This is a genomic window from Pseudoalteromonas sp. NFXS53, from assembly GCF_056629255.1.
On sequence record NZ_JBWVBR010000008.1, the window covers coordinates 48,003 to 64,180 of the forward strand.

A 16,178-nucleotide genomic window follows, 5' to 3' on the forward strand; every position below is an offset into this window, starting at 1 on the left:
AGGCATTCTCGGAGTAATTCATTGTAGCTACTTCGAGAATATTCGCTGATGAAAATACTTTGTTGCAAGTTTATGCTTTCACTTATTTAAATCTATTATGTAAACTAAGCAAAACCACTGAGCAACAAGGAATTACAGTGATAAGCGTAACTGATCTATGCTTCTCTCGCGCTGATGGCGACCAAGTTCAAACTCTATTTGATGGCTTTAGTTTTGCAGTCGGAGCACAAGAGCAAGTAGCTTTGCTTGGCGACAGTGGCTCAGGAAAAACCACCCTTTTACACCTACTCGCTGGTTTACTCACACCCGATAGCGGCCAAATCGATATCAATGGCGAGGTTATATCTGCGTATAACGACAAGCAACTTGCCCATTTCCGTCGAAAAATAGGCCTTATTTTCCAGCATTACCAATTACTTGATTGCTTAACTGTTAAACAAAATATCTTGTTTCAGCACCAGCTTAACTATCCTAATCAAGATGCCCAAGAGTTTGACCTTTTGATTGAGCAACTTGGTTTAAAAGACAAACTAAATAAATTACCAAGCCAACTGTCTGGTGGTGAGCAACAACGAGTGGGCATTGCAAGAGCCTTATTAAACCAGCCTAAGCTTATACTTGCCGATGAACCCACCGGCAACTTAGATCAAGCTCGCTCCCACCAAGTGGTTGAAATGCTCACAAGCCTATGTAAAGAAAGACAAATTAATTTAGTTATGGTCACTCACTCGCAGCAGCTCACACAGTATTTTGATACGGTGAAAGTGCTTGCTAATGGGCAATTCAACGAGTAGATCATGGCTGAAATTAAACTGATATTAACGACGCACATTGTTTATTTTAGGCGTCACCCTTGGCTATTATTGCTCTTCATCGTGGGGCTAAGTTTAGGCAGTGCCCTACTCACCGCCATTGCCGGACTTAACCAAGAAGCAAAAAATCGCCACAGTAAATCATCAGCTCTTATAGACTCTGCGGTGAGCCATATTGTAAAGCCCCCCATAGGGCAAGACTATCTCGATGGCAAGTTATGGTTGCAGCTACGCGAAAATGGTTTCACCAACGCGCAACCTGTTTTGCGGGGTAAGCTAACACTCAAATCAGGTAAAACCCTGTACGTTCAGGGCATAAACACTTTGCTCTGGATGACTCAGCCTATTCCCGCATTTTCTACACAAACTGGAGAGAACGAGAACACTGGCTTTGCATTTGACGCCATTATGATTGACCGAAATCGAGCACAAAGATATCAACTAAATAAAGATGACAAAAAGCTTAAGCTCCAAAACAATCCGAATACGCCAAAATTTGTTTTAGTTGATGACATAGGTGTTTGGTCGCTCACCGATATTGCTTATGCAGACATGCTACTCAACGCACAAGGTAAACTCAGTTTTATCGAATTTACAGGCTTATCATCTGAGCAAGTTTCGCAGCTTGAAGACATTTTGGGCCATGAAGCAAGATTAATTGCCTCACAAGAACAAGACTTTGATGCGCTTTCTGAGGCTTTCTTTTTTAACCTCGCAGCGCTGGCGCTACTAGGCTATATTGTCGCTGCGTTTTTAAGCTTCAACGCCATTAAACTTTCTATTGCTGGGCGCAAAAAACTGCTCACTCAATTTAACCTGTTGGGGTGCTCAAAACAGGCGATTACGACGGCCATTGTCATAGAGTTTACCCTCATGAGTTTTATCACCGCACTACTTGGTAGCGTAGCAGGCTTTTTGATTGCCAATGCACTGGTGCTCGATATAAACCGTACCTTAATGGGGCTATATCAGTTAGATAAAGCGCTTACCATAGGCTGGCAATGGCAGACTTTGGCACTGGGATTTATTGTCAACTTAGCGACATTGGCACTAATGGTTGTAACTCAAAAAAATACGTTGAAAAACCAAGGCAATATGCTTTTCGGTCTATCGTTACTTGGTATTCTTGCCGCACTGAGTTACTTGTATTTAAATGCCAGCACTGAATTTGAAGCACTGTTATTGTGTTTTTTCATCTTAGCTTTGTTTGTGCTGCTCACACCAACCTGCCTACAAGGTTTACTGAGTTTCAACAACCCATTTAAGCAACCTCTTTGGCAATGGTTATATGCCGACAGTAAATCTCAATTAACTGAATTACGTATTGCCATTGTGGCTATCTTAGTTGCGCTTGGTAGCGCAATCGGTATGCAAATTATGGTGAAAAGTTTCAGTAACACCCTCAATGCACACCTTGAAAAGCAACTTAGTGCCGACATGTATATTCATGTTGATAAATACCAACCAAAACTGAGAGCGAACCTAAGTAATGATGTTGATATTCAACGTGTTGGCATTTACATGGCATCTAACGGTTACATCGACGCTATGCCTGCAAAACTTGCCAGCTTTGGTAATAGCGCTGATGCTTTCTCACATATCAACTTAACTACAGGCAAGTCTGTCAGTGCTACACACTTCACTAATAATGGCTGCATAGCCAATGAGCAAGCACTTATAAAACATGGTATTCAACTTGGCGATACTGTGATGTTCAAACAAAACCAGCACAGCTTCTTATGTCGTATTTCTGCCTTTGCTTATGATTATGGCAACACCGCATTGGGCCTCATTACCCTTGAAGACAATATCAAGCAAAGCCCATTACATTGGCAGGTGTATGGCCTTTCACTGACCTTAAAAGAACAAGTATCAACATCTCAAATTACTGAAAAGCTTATTAATGACTATGGCATAGATAGCGCCGCTATTTCAGAAAATAAACGCTTTAAAGAAATCGCAAATAAACTGTTTAATGACACCTTTAAAGTCACGAAAGTACTTAATGGATTTATTCTTGCTATTGCACTGATCAGTTTATGTATTAGCTTATTAAGCCTCAGTGCCCAACACGCAAAACAACTGGCTGTACTGAATAGCCTAGGGGTCGACCCAACTCAATTACAAAAGCTAAAACTCATACAAACCATTGCTTTAGTTGGTTTTACATGTCTATTTGCCATTCCGCTAGGGTTGGCTTTAGGTTTAGCATTGCTGAAATACGTTATGCCCATTGCATTTGGCTGGACCATACATTTCTATCTCGATATACCAGCATTGATCAGCACCTGTTTATTCTTGCTTTTATCTGCTGTGATGTGCGCTTATCTACCAGTGAAAAGACTCACTGCCAGCTTACATCGTAAGGAAGGTTAATTGTGAAATCTGTTTATGTCTTATTATTCACTCTATTGACACTGCTGGGTTGTGAAAAAGCGCAACAACCGCAAGAAAAACAGCTTTTACATACCATGCGCGGTGAGCCTGTCGATGCCAAACGTGGTGTAAAGTTTCCAGAAGATCATGGCGCACATTTATCACAAGGCATTGAATGGTGGTACATCACTGCAACCCTCACGGCTGAGACAGGTGAAACATTTGGTGCACAGTGGACGCTATTTAGAACCCTAGTACCGCTACCCTTTGAATCAACCTGGTGGGACGACCAGCTCTACTTTGCGCACTTCGCCCTACAACATGAACAAAAGCATGCTGCTTTTGAGCGATATGCCCGCGCAGGCCAAGCGCAAATAACAGCACAACCCTTTGCTGCTTCTTTAGATGATTGGTCACTTAAAAGTACAGCGCACAACTTTCTACCTTTGCAAATGAAAGCCAAACAAGACGAGTATGCCATTGATGTTTCGCTAGCTAATAGCCCGCTTACGCTGCATGGTAAAAATGGCTACAGCCAAAAGACACAAAGTGGCCATGCCTCTTATTATTTTAGTTACCCATTTCTTGAAACCGCTGGCACCCTCACCTTCGAAGGAAAAGAGTATAAAGTCACAGGTAACGCATGGTACGACCGAGAGTGGTCGGCAAGTTTAATCGACAAAAGTCAAACGGGCTGGGATTGGTTTAGCCTAGTGAGTGACACTGATAAAAATCATAAAACAGGCCTGATGTTATTCTGCATTCGTGATGCTCAGCAAAACTATGATTACTGCAGCGGCACGCGTATTAACGAACAAGGCCAAACACAGCAAATTCACAAACAGGATATTCAGCTAGAGAAGCTCGAACACATTAGTATTGATAACAAACGCTACCCGAGCAAATGGCGTGTTACTTTGCCGAATGTCGAGCCTATTGTGATTGAAACCATCACCAAAGATTCTGTTAATAAGCTCTCAATCCGATATTGGGAAGGCAGAGTCAGAGCCAGCGGCGGCTTTAAAGGTGTTGGATACGCTGAGTTATTTGGATATTAGTTTTTAATAGTGGGAGCAGTTAGTTAGACAGTTAATGATCAACCTTAATTACTCACCTGTTCCTCTTTTACTGAATGTAGGCGTGGCTTTATGCCACGCTCAAGTTTGTGATTCAAGCCCTAACAGCTTGAGTTTTCACTTCAGACTTGTTCAACTTTAAGAAACACAAAACAACCATTACCACGCCGATAAGATTAATTACCACGTAACTCTCAGGCGTAATATTAAAATGTAAACTAATTGCCAAAGCAAAAGAAAAGCCGAGCTTAGTGCCACTCCAACCAACAACGAAAGTTTGGCATAACCAAAACACCGTAACCAATTGCTTTCCCATTCGTTTTTCTCTAAACAACAAAACACTCGCTATCACAGCGCCAAAACATAACACAGCAGATAACGGTTCAAAAACATCAAAAGCGATCAAGCTATAGACATTGACTCCAATACTCAATATTGCTGCCAAAGCGGTAATTAAAACGATGAAAATTAGAGTTTTCGTTCTTTGCAACATTGAATTGCTCTCGTCATCAGAATGGCTGTGAATAATAAATACTTTCAAACACTTCAACAACGTTTAAAAAGAAAAAAGCCCCAATCAATATTGGGGCGAAAGTAGCTCAAGCTTGGATGGGAGAAAAGCGTTTAACTTAACTAACCTGAATGAGTTCACAGTGTATTACTTTATTTGCACTAATTGATGTCAATTTTGCTCTTAAATGTAAGCGGTTATGTCTCATGACATACTCTAGAATAAATCGAATACAAAAAAGGCGCTTATATCAATAAGCGCCTTTCAATACGTTTTATTCATGAAGCCAAAATTAGCTTTGTGTTAAACGTGCTCGTGCAGCGTGTAGTTTCTTATAGCTTTCGATTAAGCGTAAATGCTTATCTAAGCCTTCAAGGTTCATGCTGGTTTCAGTTAAGCCATAGAAAGTCACATCGCCATTGATTGAACCGACAACGGCATCCATCACTTCTTGACCGAACATACGTGTGAAGCTGTGAATGTAATCTTCAATTTCAAGCTCTTCATCAAGTGCTACTTCTAAGGTTGCATCCATCGCTTGATAGAATAAGCCGCGTTCAACAATGGTGTTGTCGTTGTATTGTAAGAAGGCTTCAACCAGCTCTTTAGTTGCTTCTAAATCGCCTAATGCTAAATAAATTAATAGCTTAAGCTCAAGAATTGTCAGCTGACCCCACACTGTGTTTTCGTCAAACTCAATACCAATAAGGGTGATAATGTCGATGTAGTTGTCTAGTTCAGACTCTTCTAAACGCTCAACTAAATCAGCCAGTTCATCTTCACTCAAACGATGTAGATTTAAGATGTCTTCACGATATTGCAGGGCTTTATTGGTGTTATCCCAAATTAAGTCTTCAACCGGATACACTTCTGAGTAGTCTGGTACAAGAATACGACATGCGTTGCCAATGTGTGTAAATTCAGCAATATAAGCTTCTTTACCTATCGACTCTAAAATACCAAATAACTTGTCTGACTCTTCTTCTGTTGTGCCTGAGAAGTCCCACTCAACAAACTCATAGTCATGCTTCGCACTGAAGAAACGCCAAGAAATTTTACCTGTTGAATCAATAAAGTGTTCAACAAAGTTCTCCGGCTCTTGCACTGCCATGCTGTTAAAAGTTGGCTTAGGTACGTCGTTTAAGCCTTCGAAGCTACGACCTTGCAGTAGTTCAGTTAAGCTTCTCTCAAGGGCCACTTCAAAGCTTGGGTGTGCACCGAATGACGCAAATACACCACCCGTTTTTGGGTTCATTAGCGTCACACACATAACAGGGAATTGACCGCCAAGTGATGCGTCTTTTACAACAACCGGGAAGCCCTGCTCTTCAAGACCTTGAATACCTTCAACAATACCTGGGAACGTATCTAATACTGCTTGTGGTACATCTGGTAATACAATTTCTTGCTCGATGATCTGACGTTTAACCGCACGCTCAAATATTTCAGACAAACACTGAACTTTCGCTTCAGCTAGGTTATTACCGGCACTCATACCGTTACTTAAGAATAAGTTTTCGATTAAGTTGGTTGGGAAGTAAACCGTTTCGCCGTCTGAGTGACGCGTATAAGGAATAGAACAAATACCACGTTCAACATTGCCTGAGTTAGTATCGATTAGGTGCGAACCACATAACTCACTCTCTGGGTCGTAAATTTCACGTGTATATTCGTCTAAGATCTCTGTTGGTAATTCATCTTCTTCATTTGGCTTGAACCATTTTTCATTTGGATAATGCACGAACTCAGCATTGGCGATTTCAGTACCAAAGAACTGATCGTTATAGAAGAAGTTACAGCTTAAACGCTCGATGAATTCACCTAGTGCCGAGCATAAAGCGCTCTCTTTGGTTGCACCTTTACCATTGGTAAAGCACATTTCAGAAGCTGCATCACGGATATGCAAAGACCAAACATTCGGTACGATATTACGCCATGAAGAAATTTCGATCTTCATGCCTAAGTCTTCCATTACCGATGTCATATTGGCAATGGTCTGCTCAAGCGGTAGGTCTTTACCTAAAATATATGTCTCTGTGCCGCCTTCTGGCGTTGTCATCAACATCGCTTGCGCATCAGCGTCTAGGTTTTCAACGGTTTCAAGCTGGAAGTCAGGCCCAGTTTGGATCACCTTTTTCACTGTACAGCGGTCAACCGCACGCAACATGCCTTCGCGATCTCTCTCAGAGATATGCTCAGGGATCTCTACCTGAATTTTAAAAATCTGGTTATAGCGATTTTCAGGATCAACAATGTTGTTTTGCGCTACACGAATGCCATCAGTCGGAATATCACGGGCGTTACAGTACACCTTAATAAAGTAAGCCGCACACATTGCTGATGAAGCTAAGAAGTAATCGAATGGGCTTGGTGCTGAGCCATCACCTTTATAACGAATTGGTTGATCGGCAATAATTGAGAAATCATCGAATTTCGCTTCAATTCGAAGATTATCAAGAAAATTAACTTTGATTTCCATAGAGCGGTTTCCACGGTCGCGCGCTTACTATGCTTTGTAAGCGCTTTTCTAAAAATACCGCTAATTATCCGCTTTTTCTGCTCAACTGTCTTGGGTTAATTATAAAAAAACGCCAACGGCAGACTAAAATGTCTTTTGCAGAAAAATATCGTATCGATACTCGTTCGATTTACTGGTTTTTTTAGCCGTCATCATTTTCTGTTCTTGCTTAGATTTACGTTTAAACAAGCCATCTTTGTCGTTTAAAGGCTGATCGGGAAAATACAGCTGCGTCAGTAAAGATTCATATCCGTACTTACTGATTTTTATATGAATATGAGGTGTACGCTGCTGCGGTGCATTTAACGGATATGCTCCCGGCATTACAGTTTTAAATTTAAAACGCCCTTGTTTACCACTTTGCAAAATCGCCCAACCTTGAAAATGCGGGTCAATTGGCGCTTCACTGTTATCGTGAGGGTGATGATACTTACCATAACTATTAGCCTGCCATAGATCTATGGTGACATCTTCGATGGCATTACCATCTTGATCAAACACTTGCCCAAAAATATCTATAATAGTGCCTTTGGCTCGCCCTACTTTACCTTCGACTTGGGTTAAATCTGCATCCTTGTCTTTTTGCGGGGTTATAGGGTAAAACGGCCCTTCGACTTCTCTTGGGGTTAACATGTTAGCGCCAGCCTGTGCACTAAACGTTTGGCTTATAAGTAAACCGCCCATCGAGCCTAAGGCTGCACTTTTAATAAATTCTCTGCGCTTCATTGTATTCTCCTCACCTGCTTAACTAGGCTTTTTGTCATTGCATGGTTTTCACTGTAAAGCGCAGCGGTTTATTCGTCTTATTAATCTTCTATTATTTTTCTATTTAACCTGAGCTTTGGTTAAGAGATTTACTAAAACATTGATATATTTGTTAAAAGTTTTTTTCAATTCTGCAGCCGGAAACTTTTAGCGATAACACCGCTCACGCGTCCTGCTATCGCCAAGGTACCTACATCCATGTAGGCAAGGCGAATTTACGCGTCAATAGCTTGCCTATTGCAAGTAAATTCAACGCAGTTAGCGTTGAAAGTAGCCGCTGGAGATAGATTTATTATCCATAGATCAGGTTACCTTAATATTTATACCAATTTTATTAGTCACATGATCATTCTAGCGAGCTAAATAGCCCACTAACGTCGTCTAAAATTACTCATATAGAACAACTATATGTCATAATTTTATCCTTGTTATTTGACTATTTATCTATCGCAATAATTGCTCATAAATCTAATGCAATTGGTATTATTTAATTCAACTATGAAGTTGAAACAAAAAAAGCCCGCTTAACAAAGCGGGCTTCTCATCTTAAAAATTACCTTAGTTAATCTTAATAGACCAAGCGTTTAATGTGCCCACGTCTTGGTTATAGTGATCTTGCACTCTTAATTGCCAAGTGCCTTTTACACTACCCGACAAATTCACCGTATAAGACTCGATAACATTGTCAGCACTGTCACTGCCGTTATAGTTTTTAAGCTGGTATTGAGTACCCGTCGGCGACGTCAACACGAGACTAATATCACCACGGTAAGTGTGGCTGATATTAACGTTTACGGTTGCAGTGCCAGAAGTTGTTGAGTTATCAACATCAAGCGTTGAGGTCATTGCGCTGTTATCAGGAATAGCTGAAACGCTATTCATTTCAAAGAATGTTTCTTCAACTACAGGTTCAGTAACAGGTGCGCCGCCATTAAAGCTTTGACCTGTATTTACTTGGCTGTACGTTGAAGCTGCTACTTGCCAAGTGAAGTCACTATACTTTGAACCTGAACCTGTAAGTTGTAGCGCATGACCTATTGCAGTAGACGATGTTTCAGACACAGGAATTGCTGTTGAAGCTGTGCCCTGCGCTGCGCCATCAGTTGCAGTAAAGGTACCTTCATAACTTAAGAATTGAACCAGCTTGCCAGAATTATCGACTAATGCGATACCGTCAGGGCCACCATTTTGTAGGCCACTTATGGCAAAGAATTTAGTACCAAAACCAGATTGCTGATCTGCTAACGTGCCTGATAGTGAAATGGTTTTATAAGCAGCACCGCCGTTTCCATTATAAGCAACAAGTTGCCAGCCACTTAGATCTGTTCCAGCAGCACCTGCAATTTCAACCCCTTCGTTCACATCCGAACCATTGTTATCATAATGAAGTTCGTTTATCCAAGGTGTTGTATCGCTACTACCTGTATCTCCACCACCAGTATCGCCACCGCCAGTACCACCGGTGCCTGTACCAGAACAATCACTTTCGAAGATACACGCTGCTAATTCAGGGTGATCGATAAATGGGTTACGGTTGCCTTGATATTGGAAAATAGCATCGTTACGACGACGCTCAAAATCATCAACTGGGTCGTCTTTGTGCCATTGAATAAGCACTGTTTTTAGTCCCATGTAAGCAACCGCTTCGTTTCCGCCGGTCTTAGAAGCTTCAATTTTGCTGCGATCATCTGTAAGAATTAAATCAGGCTCAACGAAACCATTAGCATTTGTGCCGCCTTCATAACGCACAGCTAAATACATCAATGCACGTGCAACATCACCACGACGGCCAGGCCAAGTTTGCCAAATACCATCTAAAGGGCCAGACCCCATAGTTAAGTTAACTTCAGAAGACGAACCGCCACGATTGTTGTTTACATCGGTCGCTTTTGTTGAACAAGATGCACTAGAACAGTTTGCATAAGGTTTGTTACTTCTGCTCGAATTGTAGCTACTATTTGCGATAAATAGATGGTGTAAGTCTGTATACGGCAAGTTTTGACTGCCATCATTGGGAAAACCATAAGACTTCGGCCATGAGTGCTCTCGGTTGTAGTTAGTATTACCACCACCGACTTTGCTATAAACCGCATTTTTATACACATCAACAACTTGAGACGAATTGTCTGGGTTTTCATCGGCTTTCTCAAGCACATCCCAAGTATCTGTACTTGATGATGTATAAGGAATTTTTGTGTGACCTTTGATAATTGTATGCAAACTTTGTTTCAGCGTTGTTGCATTTGCATTATCAATATTTTGGTAATAGTTTTGTGGCGCAGCAGCCAAGGATACACCTGATAACGAGCTCATTAGCATCGCCATCGATGTCAATCTAAGTGAGAATTTCATATTTAACCGTGTGTTTTAATTAAAATTTATTTTTATATTCACCCTCCTTTGCAAACTACTTCCAAAAGCCGACCCTATGCCAGCGCGCAGAAGTATACACTCCAATTTGTTACAAAAAGATAACAAAAGAATAAATTATCTAACGTGTCAACGCTGTCAAAATTTCAATAATAAAAATAGTTTATAATAAACAGGCAGTTATTTTATTTACATTCGTTTACTTAAAAGAGATCGCGCGCGGACTAAAGACATTGAGATTGCGGGATCTAGATGGTAGCGCTTTTGGTTAATAAATTGAATGTGGCTGGTAAATTCAAATTTCAGAAAATCACTCAAATCAGTGGGTTTCGTTTTCTCTGCTTTTGAAGCACCCAGAATACCTCAAGTCTTATGAGCAAAATTAAATAGGCGTGCAATTAGATATGCGCTTTTAGATGCAATGATATAGTCTCGGCGGGGTAGCTGATGAAAAAGTATATTGTTTATCAAAAAACTAAGGTATTTAAGCTAACTTTACACTCGAGTAAACCCAATTCTGAATTTTTGCGCCATGGAAGTCGAACGTTAATTGTCCGATATTAGCTAGCCCTAAATGTTTATAAAAGTCATTAGCGTCATTTTCAATCCAGGTATAAAGCCAGAACTTAGGGCCTAACTCATTTTGACACCGTTGCAATAGTGCTTTTCCGATACCACGCCCTTTAAATTGGCCATCAACATAAAGGCGTTCAATCTCGTAGCCAAACTTAGATTGATCTTGATAATGACTTTGCTTATTTGCAAGCAAATAACCTTGCAGAATGCCCTCTCGTTCAGCGACTAAAATGGCTTTATTTGGAGTATTTATGTCTTGCAGAAATGATTCAGTATTGAAGTTACGAACTACAAAGTCTGCATACTCAGGTTTAACGCCTTCTTTTGCGTATGTCGCTAACCAAACTTTTCTACTCAAAACAGACAAACAAGTTACATCTTGCTCTGTGGCTCTTCGTAATACGAATTTTTCTTCCATAACTTCTTATTGTTTTATCTTTCCTTGTAAAATAAAAAATGGCTTGTACAAAGACAAGCCATTTTTATTTTCGTATCAAATCATTAATTACAGTGAGCAGCTGCCAGCAAGTTTCCACTGCTTATATTGACCTTCATTTTCTGATGGCAGATCATTCTTAGTCCAGTAATTAGCCTCGAAAATTTGACCGTTAAAGGTTACTTGATCGCCTTTTGTATAAGCTTGATTTTCATACCATGCTTTTGGACACGTTGATTCTGGTACATCACAGCCATTTGCAGCGATAAAGTCATATGCTGCTTTTGCATCAACTAAACCATGACCAAACTCGTGATCTTTACCTTCAGCACCGATATCCGTTGCAGTGAAGTTAAGAACGTCGCGGATTTGAGAGCCTGTACAATTAGGGAAGTGGCTCCATACTTTCGCTGCAACACCAGATACATGCGGCGTTGCCATTGATGTACCTGACTTATACTCATAACCATACTTGTTGTATTCAGTGAGCATCAGACCATTGCTATTAATTAATTCACCAACCACATTTGACACTGTTAATGTCGGGAAATCAGTTGCGTAGTCAATGTTGTGAACGTCTCTTGATACCCACTCAGGAATACCTGCTGGTACATCAAAATATGTTACTAAAACCTGACCTTCATTTGCTTGACATGCTGCTGTTGCAGCATCAAAACCGGCTTTGTCACTAGCACTTAATGTACCGTCAAAGTACTCGCTTAAGAATGCATCAAATGGGATCTTGTAGAAACAGCTTTCGCTTAATTGTGAGATGCGTGGATAAGGTGTGTTACCTGCATCAATTTGCTTAAAGCCAGAAGAGAAATAACCGCCTGTTTTCGCGTTCCATACAAAACGATTTACATTTACAGACTCACTATCAACAGTAGAAAGTACACGTGTGCCCGGCGCTGCAATTTCAACTTGATCGTTAACCGCAGAGAAAGTAGAAATTTCAGTATTCTGATCAACTGACGCTACTGACATAACATTTTTGTATGACGCTGGGAATAGGTATGAGTCATCTCCATCAGTCTCTGTTGAGCCATGGTTACCTGCTGCAGCAACAATTAACACACCTCGATTAGTCAAACGATCAACGACATCACGCTCAGTATCAGATGAACGAGAACCACCTAGTGACATATTAATGATGTTCGCACCTGTGTTCGCACACACTTCCATTGTTTCTAGAATATGTGAAGTTCTGAAACCTGAGTTTGCGCCATGTGCTGTTCGAGATAGCTTTTGTACATATGTGTCTACGGCACCATTAGAAACCACACCTACGACACCTTTACCATCACGGTTAGCAATGATAGTACCCGCTACGTGTGTACCGTGGTCAACTGCATCGTTAAACCAAAAATCAGAGTAATCACTGTGGTTACCGCTTAAATTAGTTGCTGCAAACTCTTCGTGATTGCCTTGAATACCTGAATCGATAACACACACTTTAATGCCATTATTCGCAGGATCAGCAACTAAATCAGACTTAGTTAATGTGATGCCGTAAGGAGTCACTTCTTGTTGAGCTAGATTTTCGAACTCATTGTTCGTGAAGTTCGCCACAGTGACATCGCTGTCAACTTGTTCCAGCACAAAATTACTTGGAGACTGAGGAAGAATTGCAAAACGTTCTACATCTAGCTCTACACGCACACCAGAAATTTGTTGAAGCGCACTTGCTTGCTCTTCTGTTAACGAAATTAAACCTACAGTACCTTTAGCAACTTGAGTGATGTTTTTGATGATTTGTTGTTGATACTCAGCTGGAAGGCTAGATGCTTCATAAGTAATTAGATAATCAGCTTTTTTGTTATTTGAGTCTAGCGCTGTGTTCGCAACAGCTACGCTCGAACTTAAGATTGCTGCGCAAATTAAGCTTTTTTTAAATTTAGATTTCATCTTACTTTCTCTATTTTTATGAATTATTAGATTTGTCCCTTTTACAGTACAAAAGTAACTTTAAGAAAATGTAAAATCAAATTTAAAATTATGATTATCTACAATATCAGGCAATAACATATAACGAAGAGAGCTAAGCCCTCTATAAGAAAATGACCAAACATTCAGTATTAAAAGGGTCTGAGCAGCTGTTTTGCTAATGCGAGCCTTAACACCTCTGACCTGTTAAATTTATTGAGAAATGAGTTTATTTCAGTTGGTATGTCTGAATTTTTCAACCACTTCATCGTGAAGTGTCAAAAATAAAACGGTTTTATCTGAACAAAAACGCTTTAATTAAGTTCAGATATTTACTATAGATGGCTATTGTGCGTTAAGACAAAGAGTGCCTAAACATAAAAAAAATTGCTTTGTCACGTGTTTACCAGTCATGCCATAAACAGCTACTTTTTCGCTTCCTGCAGTTCAATTAATAAGCTGTATGAATCAACTCGACCAAATGTGACTGTGTTACAACTATAGACTTCACTTGCCACTAAGATAAGCAAGTCACTTCTATCTAAGTGAAAATATGCTTCCATCGCCTTCTTATAAAGCTTTATGGAAAATTTGAACTGTTAAGTTATATCTATTAGAAATACCTTTTCATTGTTGATGACTATTTCAATTAAAATGCCTATGGAAGATACCTTTAATAAAGTAATCTGCTCAAAGTAGCTACTCAATAGCCATTAAAGGCCGTTGTGTGCAAGTCAAGTATTGATTAAATTATAAAAGTAGCTTCCACTTCTAAAAGGCTAGTTTTGCTTTGTTTCTTGTAACTCTTTAAGCGCAGTCTCTTTATCTACATATCCAAACGAATAATTGCCAGAAACTACCGGTGTAGAGCCAATAAACGCAGAACTACCTACAGCCGCAGTTAATCTTAAAAAGTAAACTTCACTCGCTTTAAGCTCTTCCTTTACAGTCATCTCTTTAGCCCGCCAATAAAATGGGTTACCTTTTTTAACTGTAATAGTGTTTAATCCCGGTTGTAACTCTAAAACTTTATAACCCCCATTCTTTATATCGAAGCTATCAACACCATTGATTTGAATTGTTGGCGAAGCAGAACCATCCATCATTGCCCAAGGTCGATATAAATAAACTTTTGCTAATTTATTGGAAGGCAGTTCAACTTGTTCGAACTTTGGCCCAGTGGCATTACACCCAGTAATTGCAAGTAAAGTAAAAATAACTATAAATATGCGCATGATCATTTAATTTAGACTCCATTAAAATGATAGGGTTATTGAAATAAAAATAGATAGAACTTTGTAATTTAAAGTTCGTATCAATAACGTTTATATTTTTTCAACTTATCGGTACTAATTAAAATACCTAAATCATAAACTGCGACAATTCCAAATACAGAAGCATTGTAAACATGACAACTCGAGATGCTAGGTTAGCTCTGTACTGAATTTATCAAACACCTTTGTTATCCAATTCTCTTTTAAAGAATCGTTGTTAATATCTAATAGCTTTTTTCTATAGCCAAATCAACCCTTTATATGGGTGAGCTTTCAAGGATGACAATCTGCTTTGCAGATCACCCACATGTATTTCTAATTTATGACCGTCTGGCTCCAAAATATAAAGTGACAAGCCTTCACTTTTGTTGTTTTTCCACTGTGACACCCCCTTTGAAAGAACACGCGCTTTAAAATCCTTAAATTGATCAGGTGCAATATCAAAAGCAATATGGCTATAGTCATCTTTGCTACAGGGATCATCGCATGACAAGCAAAACCATAGCTCACCAACAGATAAGTAAGCGCCATTGTCCCACTTTACATGTGCCGTGAACCCTAAAATATCGCGATAGAACAAAATAGAGCGATCTAAATCACTTACTGCGATGGTGATATGATTGATCCCCAAAAGCATGGTTTTCTCCCAAAAGATCTTGAACTAAAACGTGATTAACAGACTTGCTTATTAAAGCTCATTTGCAGTGCCTTTAGCTTTTTCGTTAATTTCCTTTAAAAGTTTTAATGACACATCTTTGATACACAAAAACACCATAACAATAGCTGGCATGAGTGCAGACAAGTTGTTGTTACCTAGAGTATCTAAACCAACTGAATCGTCCTCAGTAAGATAAAGAAACTCAATATGAGTCGAAAGCATTTGCATTGCACACACGGTAACTATTGTGGCGATAGCCCATTTCATCACTAATTTCGATAAAGTTTGATGAGACATAAATAAACTCCTTGTTTAAATGACATTGTTTTAATTCTTATACTTATTGAAAATTAATTCATTTCATCGAATGGGTGAAATGAGTAATACCTAGAAAGCCTAGAATGATCACACAGATAAATTATTGAGCAGCATGCCCGGCATAAAAAAAACCATGGATAAGCTGATGGAACCTGTTACGACAAAAGCAATCACACAAAAAGTGCTTTGCAGATAAAACGTACGAGGCTTAAATGCAGTTGTACTCAGTAAAGAAGCATAAATGGTATTAATAATACGTTTGAATGATTGACGCTTTATTTCAAGCCAAGTGCGCATTGATTGAATGTACATCACCATAAAGCCAAAGATTAACTCAATGCCCCCTACTTGCATAAAAAAAGTAAGTTCAGGTAATAGCAAAACACCAATGATTGCAAGCATGCCAAAAATAAACTTCTTAAATAAGCTTAGATTTCGCCAATGTTCCATAATTTTCCTTTTAAATCTGAGTTCTTAACACTTACTCATATCTGTGAGGTATCTATAATTTATAGATATTTATCGAAATAACGATATAGCGTTTCTTATATAGGTTCAACCA

14 protein-coding genes are annotated in these 16,178 nt (G+C 39.5%); 3 read left to right on the forward strand and 11 right to left on the reverse strand.

Annotated features, from left to right (window positions below; all coding sequences use genetic code 11):
• The first annotated feature begins 137 nt into the window (after positions 1–137).
• From AC1HJP_RS10275 to AC1HJP_RS10285, 3 genes are read left to right on the forward strand one after another with little or no spacing between them, the layout of a single operon-like run.
• Positions 138–794 (forward strand): ABC transporter ATP-binding protein, encoded by a 657-nt coding sequence (locus tag AC1HJP_RS10275; RefSeq protein WP_480361728.1) that lies wholly within the window; start codon positions 138–140, stop codon positions 792–794.
• A gap of 3 nt (positions 795–797) precedes the next feature.
• Positions 798–3,188: an FtsX-like permease family protein gene (locus AC1HJP_RS10280; protein ID WP_480361729.1), complete on the forward strand. Its 2,391-nt coding sequence runs from the start codon at positions 798–800 to the stop codon at positions 3,186–3,188.
• Positions 3,188–4,246, forward strand: a complete 1,059-nt coding sequence (locus AC1HJP_RS10285; protein ID WP_480361850.1) for a lipocalin-like domain-containing protein — start codon at positions 3,188–3,190, stop codon at positions 4,244–4,246. The genes AC1HJP_RS10280 and AC1HJP_RS10285 overlap by 1 nt, the downstream gene beginning before the upstream one ends.
• Before the next feature lie 112 nt (positions 4,247–4,358).
• Here the strand turns inward: AC1HJP_RS10285 and AC1HJP_RS10290 are convergent, their stop codons facing one another.
• From AC1HJP_RS10290 to AC1HJP_RS10340, 11 genes are all read right to left on the reverse strand, one after another.
• On the reverse strand, positions 4,359–4,805 hold the full coding sequence (locus AC1HJP_RS10290) for a hypothetical protein (RefSeq protein ID WP_480361730.1): 447 nt from the start codon (positions 4,803–4,805) through the stop codon (positions 4,359–4,361).
• A gap of 262 nt (positions 4,806–5,067) precedes the next feature.
• Positions 5,068–7,254 (reverse strand): OsmC domain/YcaO domain-containing protein, encoded by a 2,187-nt coding sequence (locus AC1HJP_RS10295; RefSeq protein ID WP_480361731.1) that lies wholly within the window; start codon positions 7,252–7,254, stop codon positions 5,068–5,070.
• Positions 7,255–7,377: 123 nt separating this feature from the next.
• Entirely contained in the window at positions 7,378–8,019 is a 642-nt protein-coding gene (locus AC1HJP_RS10300) for a dioxygenase family protein (RefSeq protein ID WP_480361732.1), read from the reverse strand.
• Between the two features lie 597 nt (positions 8,020–8,616).
• Positions 8,617–10,371: an endonuclease gene (locus AC1HJP_RS10305; protein WP_480361733.1), complete on the reverse strand. Its 1,755-nt coding sequence runs from the start codon at positions 10,369–10,371 to the stop codon at positions 8,617–8,619.
• 541 nt (positions 10,372–10,912) lie between these two features.
• Positions 10,913–11,422 (reverse strand): N-acetyltransferase family protein, encoded by a 510-nt coding sequence (locus tag AC1HJP_RS10310; RefSeq protein ID WP_480361734.1) that lies wholly within the window; start codon positions 11,420–11,422, stop codon positions 10,913–10,915.
• Positions 11,423–11,509: 87 nt separating this feature from the next.
• The gene (locus AC1HJP_RS10315; RefSeq protein WP_480361735.1) at positions 11,510–13,348 is read right to left on the reverse strand and encodes a S8 family peptidase; all 1,839 of its coding nucleotides are present in this window, start codon (positions 13,346–13,348) and stop codon (positions 11,510–11,512) included.
• A 443-nt stretch (positions 13,349–13,791) separates the two neighbouring features.
• Positions 13,792–13,929 (reverse strand): hypothetical protein, encoded by a 138-nt coding sequence (locus tag AC1HJP_RS10320; RefSeq protein ID WP_480361736.1) that lies wholly within the window; start codon positions 13,927–13,929, stop codon positions 13,792–13,794.
• Positions 13,930–14,145: 216 nt separating this feature from the next.
• Complete coding sequence (locus tag AC1HJP_RS10325; protein WP_480361737.1) at positions 14,146–14,607, reverse strand: DUF2846 domain-containing protein; 462 nt, start codon at positions 14,605–14,607, stop codon at positions 14,146–14,148.
• A 271-nt stretch (positions 14,608–14,878) separates the two neighbouring features.
• A complete protein-coding gene (gene fos, locus AC1HJP_RS10330; RefSeq protein ID WP_480361738.1) occupies positions 14,879–15,277 on the reverse strand; it encodes a fosfomycin resistance glutathione transferase in 399 nt (132 codons plus the stop codon).
• 51 nt (positions 15,278–15,328) lie between these two features.
• Positions 15,329–15,595, reverse strand: a complete 267-nt coding sequence (locus AC1HJP_RS10335; RefSeq protein ID WP_480361739.1) for a hypothetical protein — start codon at positions 15,593–15,595, stop codon at positions 15,329–15,331.
• 108 nt (positions 15,596–15,703) lie between these two features.
• Entirely contained in the window at positions 15,704–16,066 is a 363-nt protein-coding gene (locus AC1HJP_RS10340) for a hypothetical protein (protein WP_480361740.1), read from the reverse strand.
• Between the last annotated feature and the right edge of the window lie 112 nt (positions 16,067–16,178).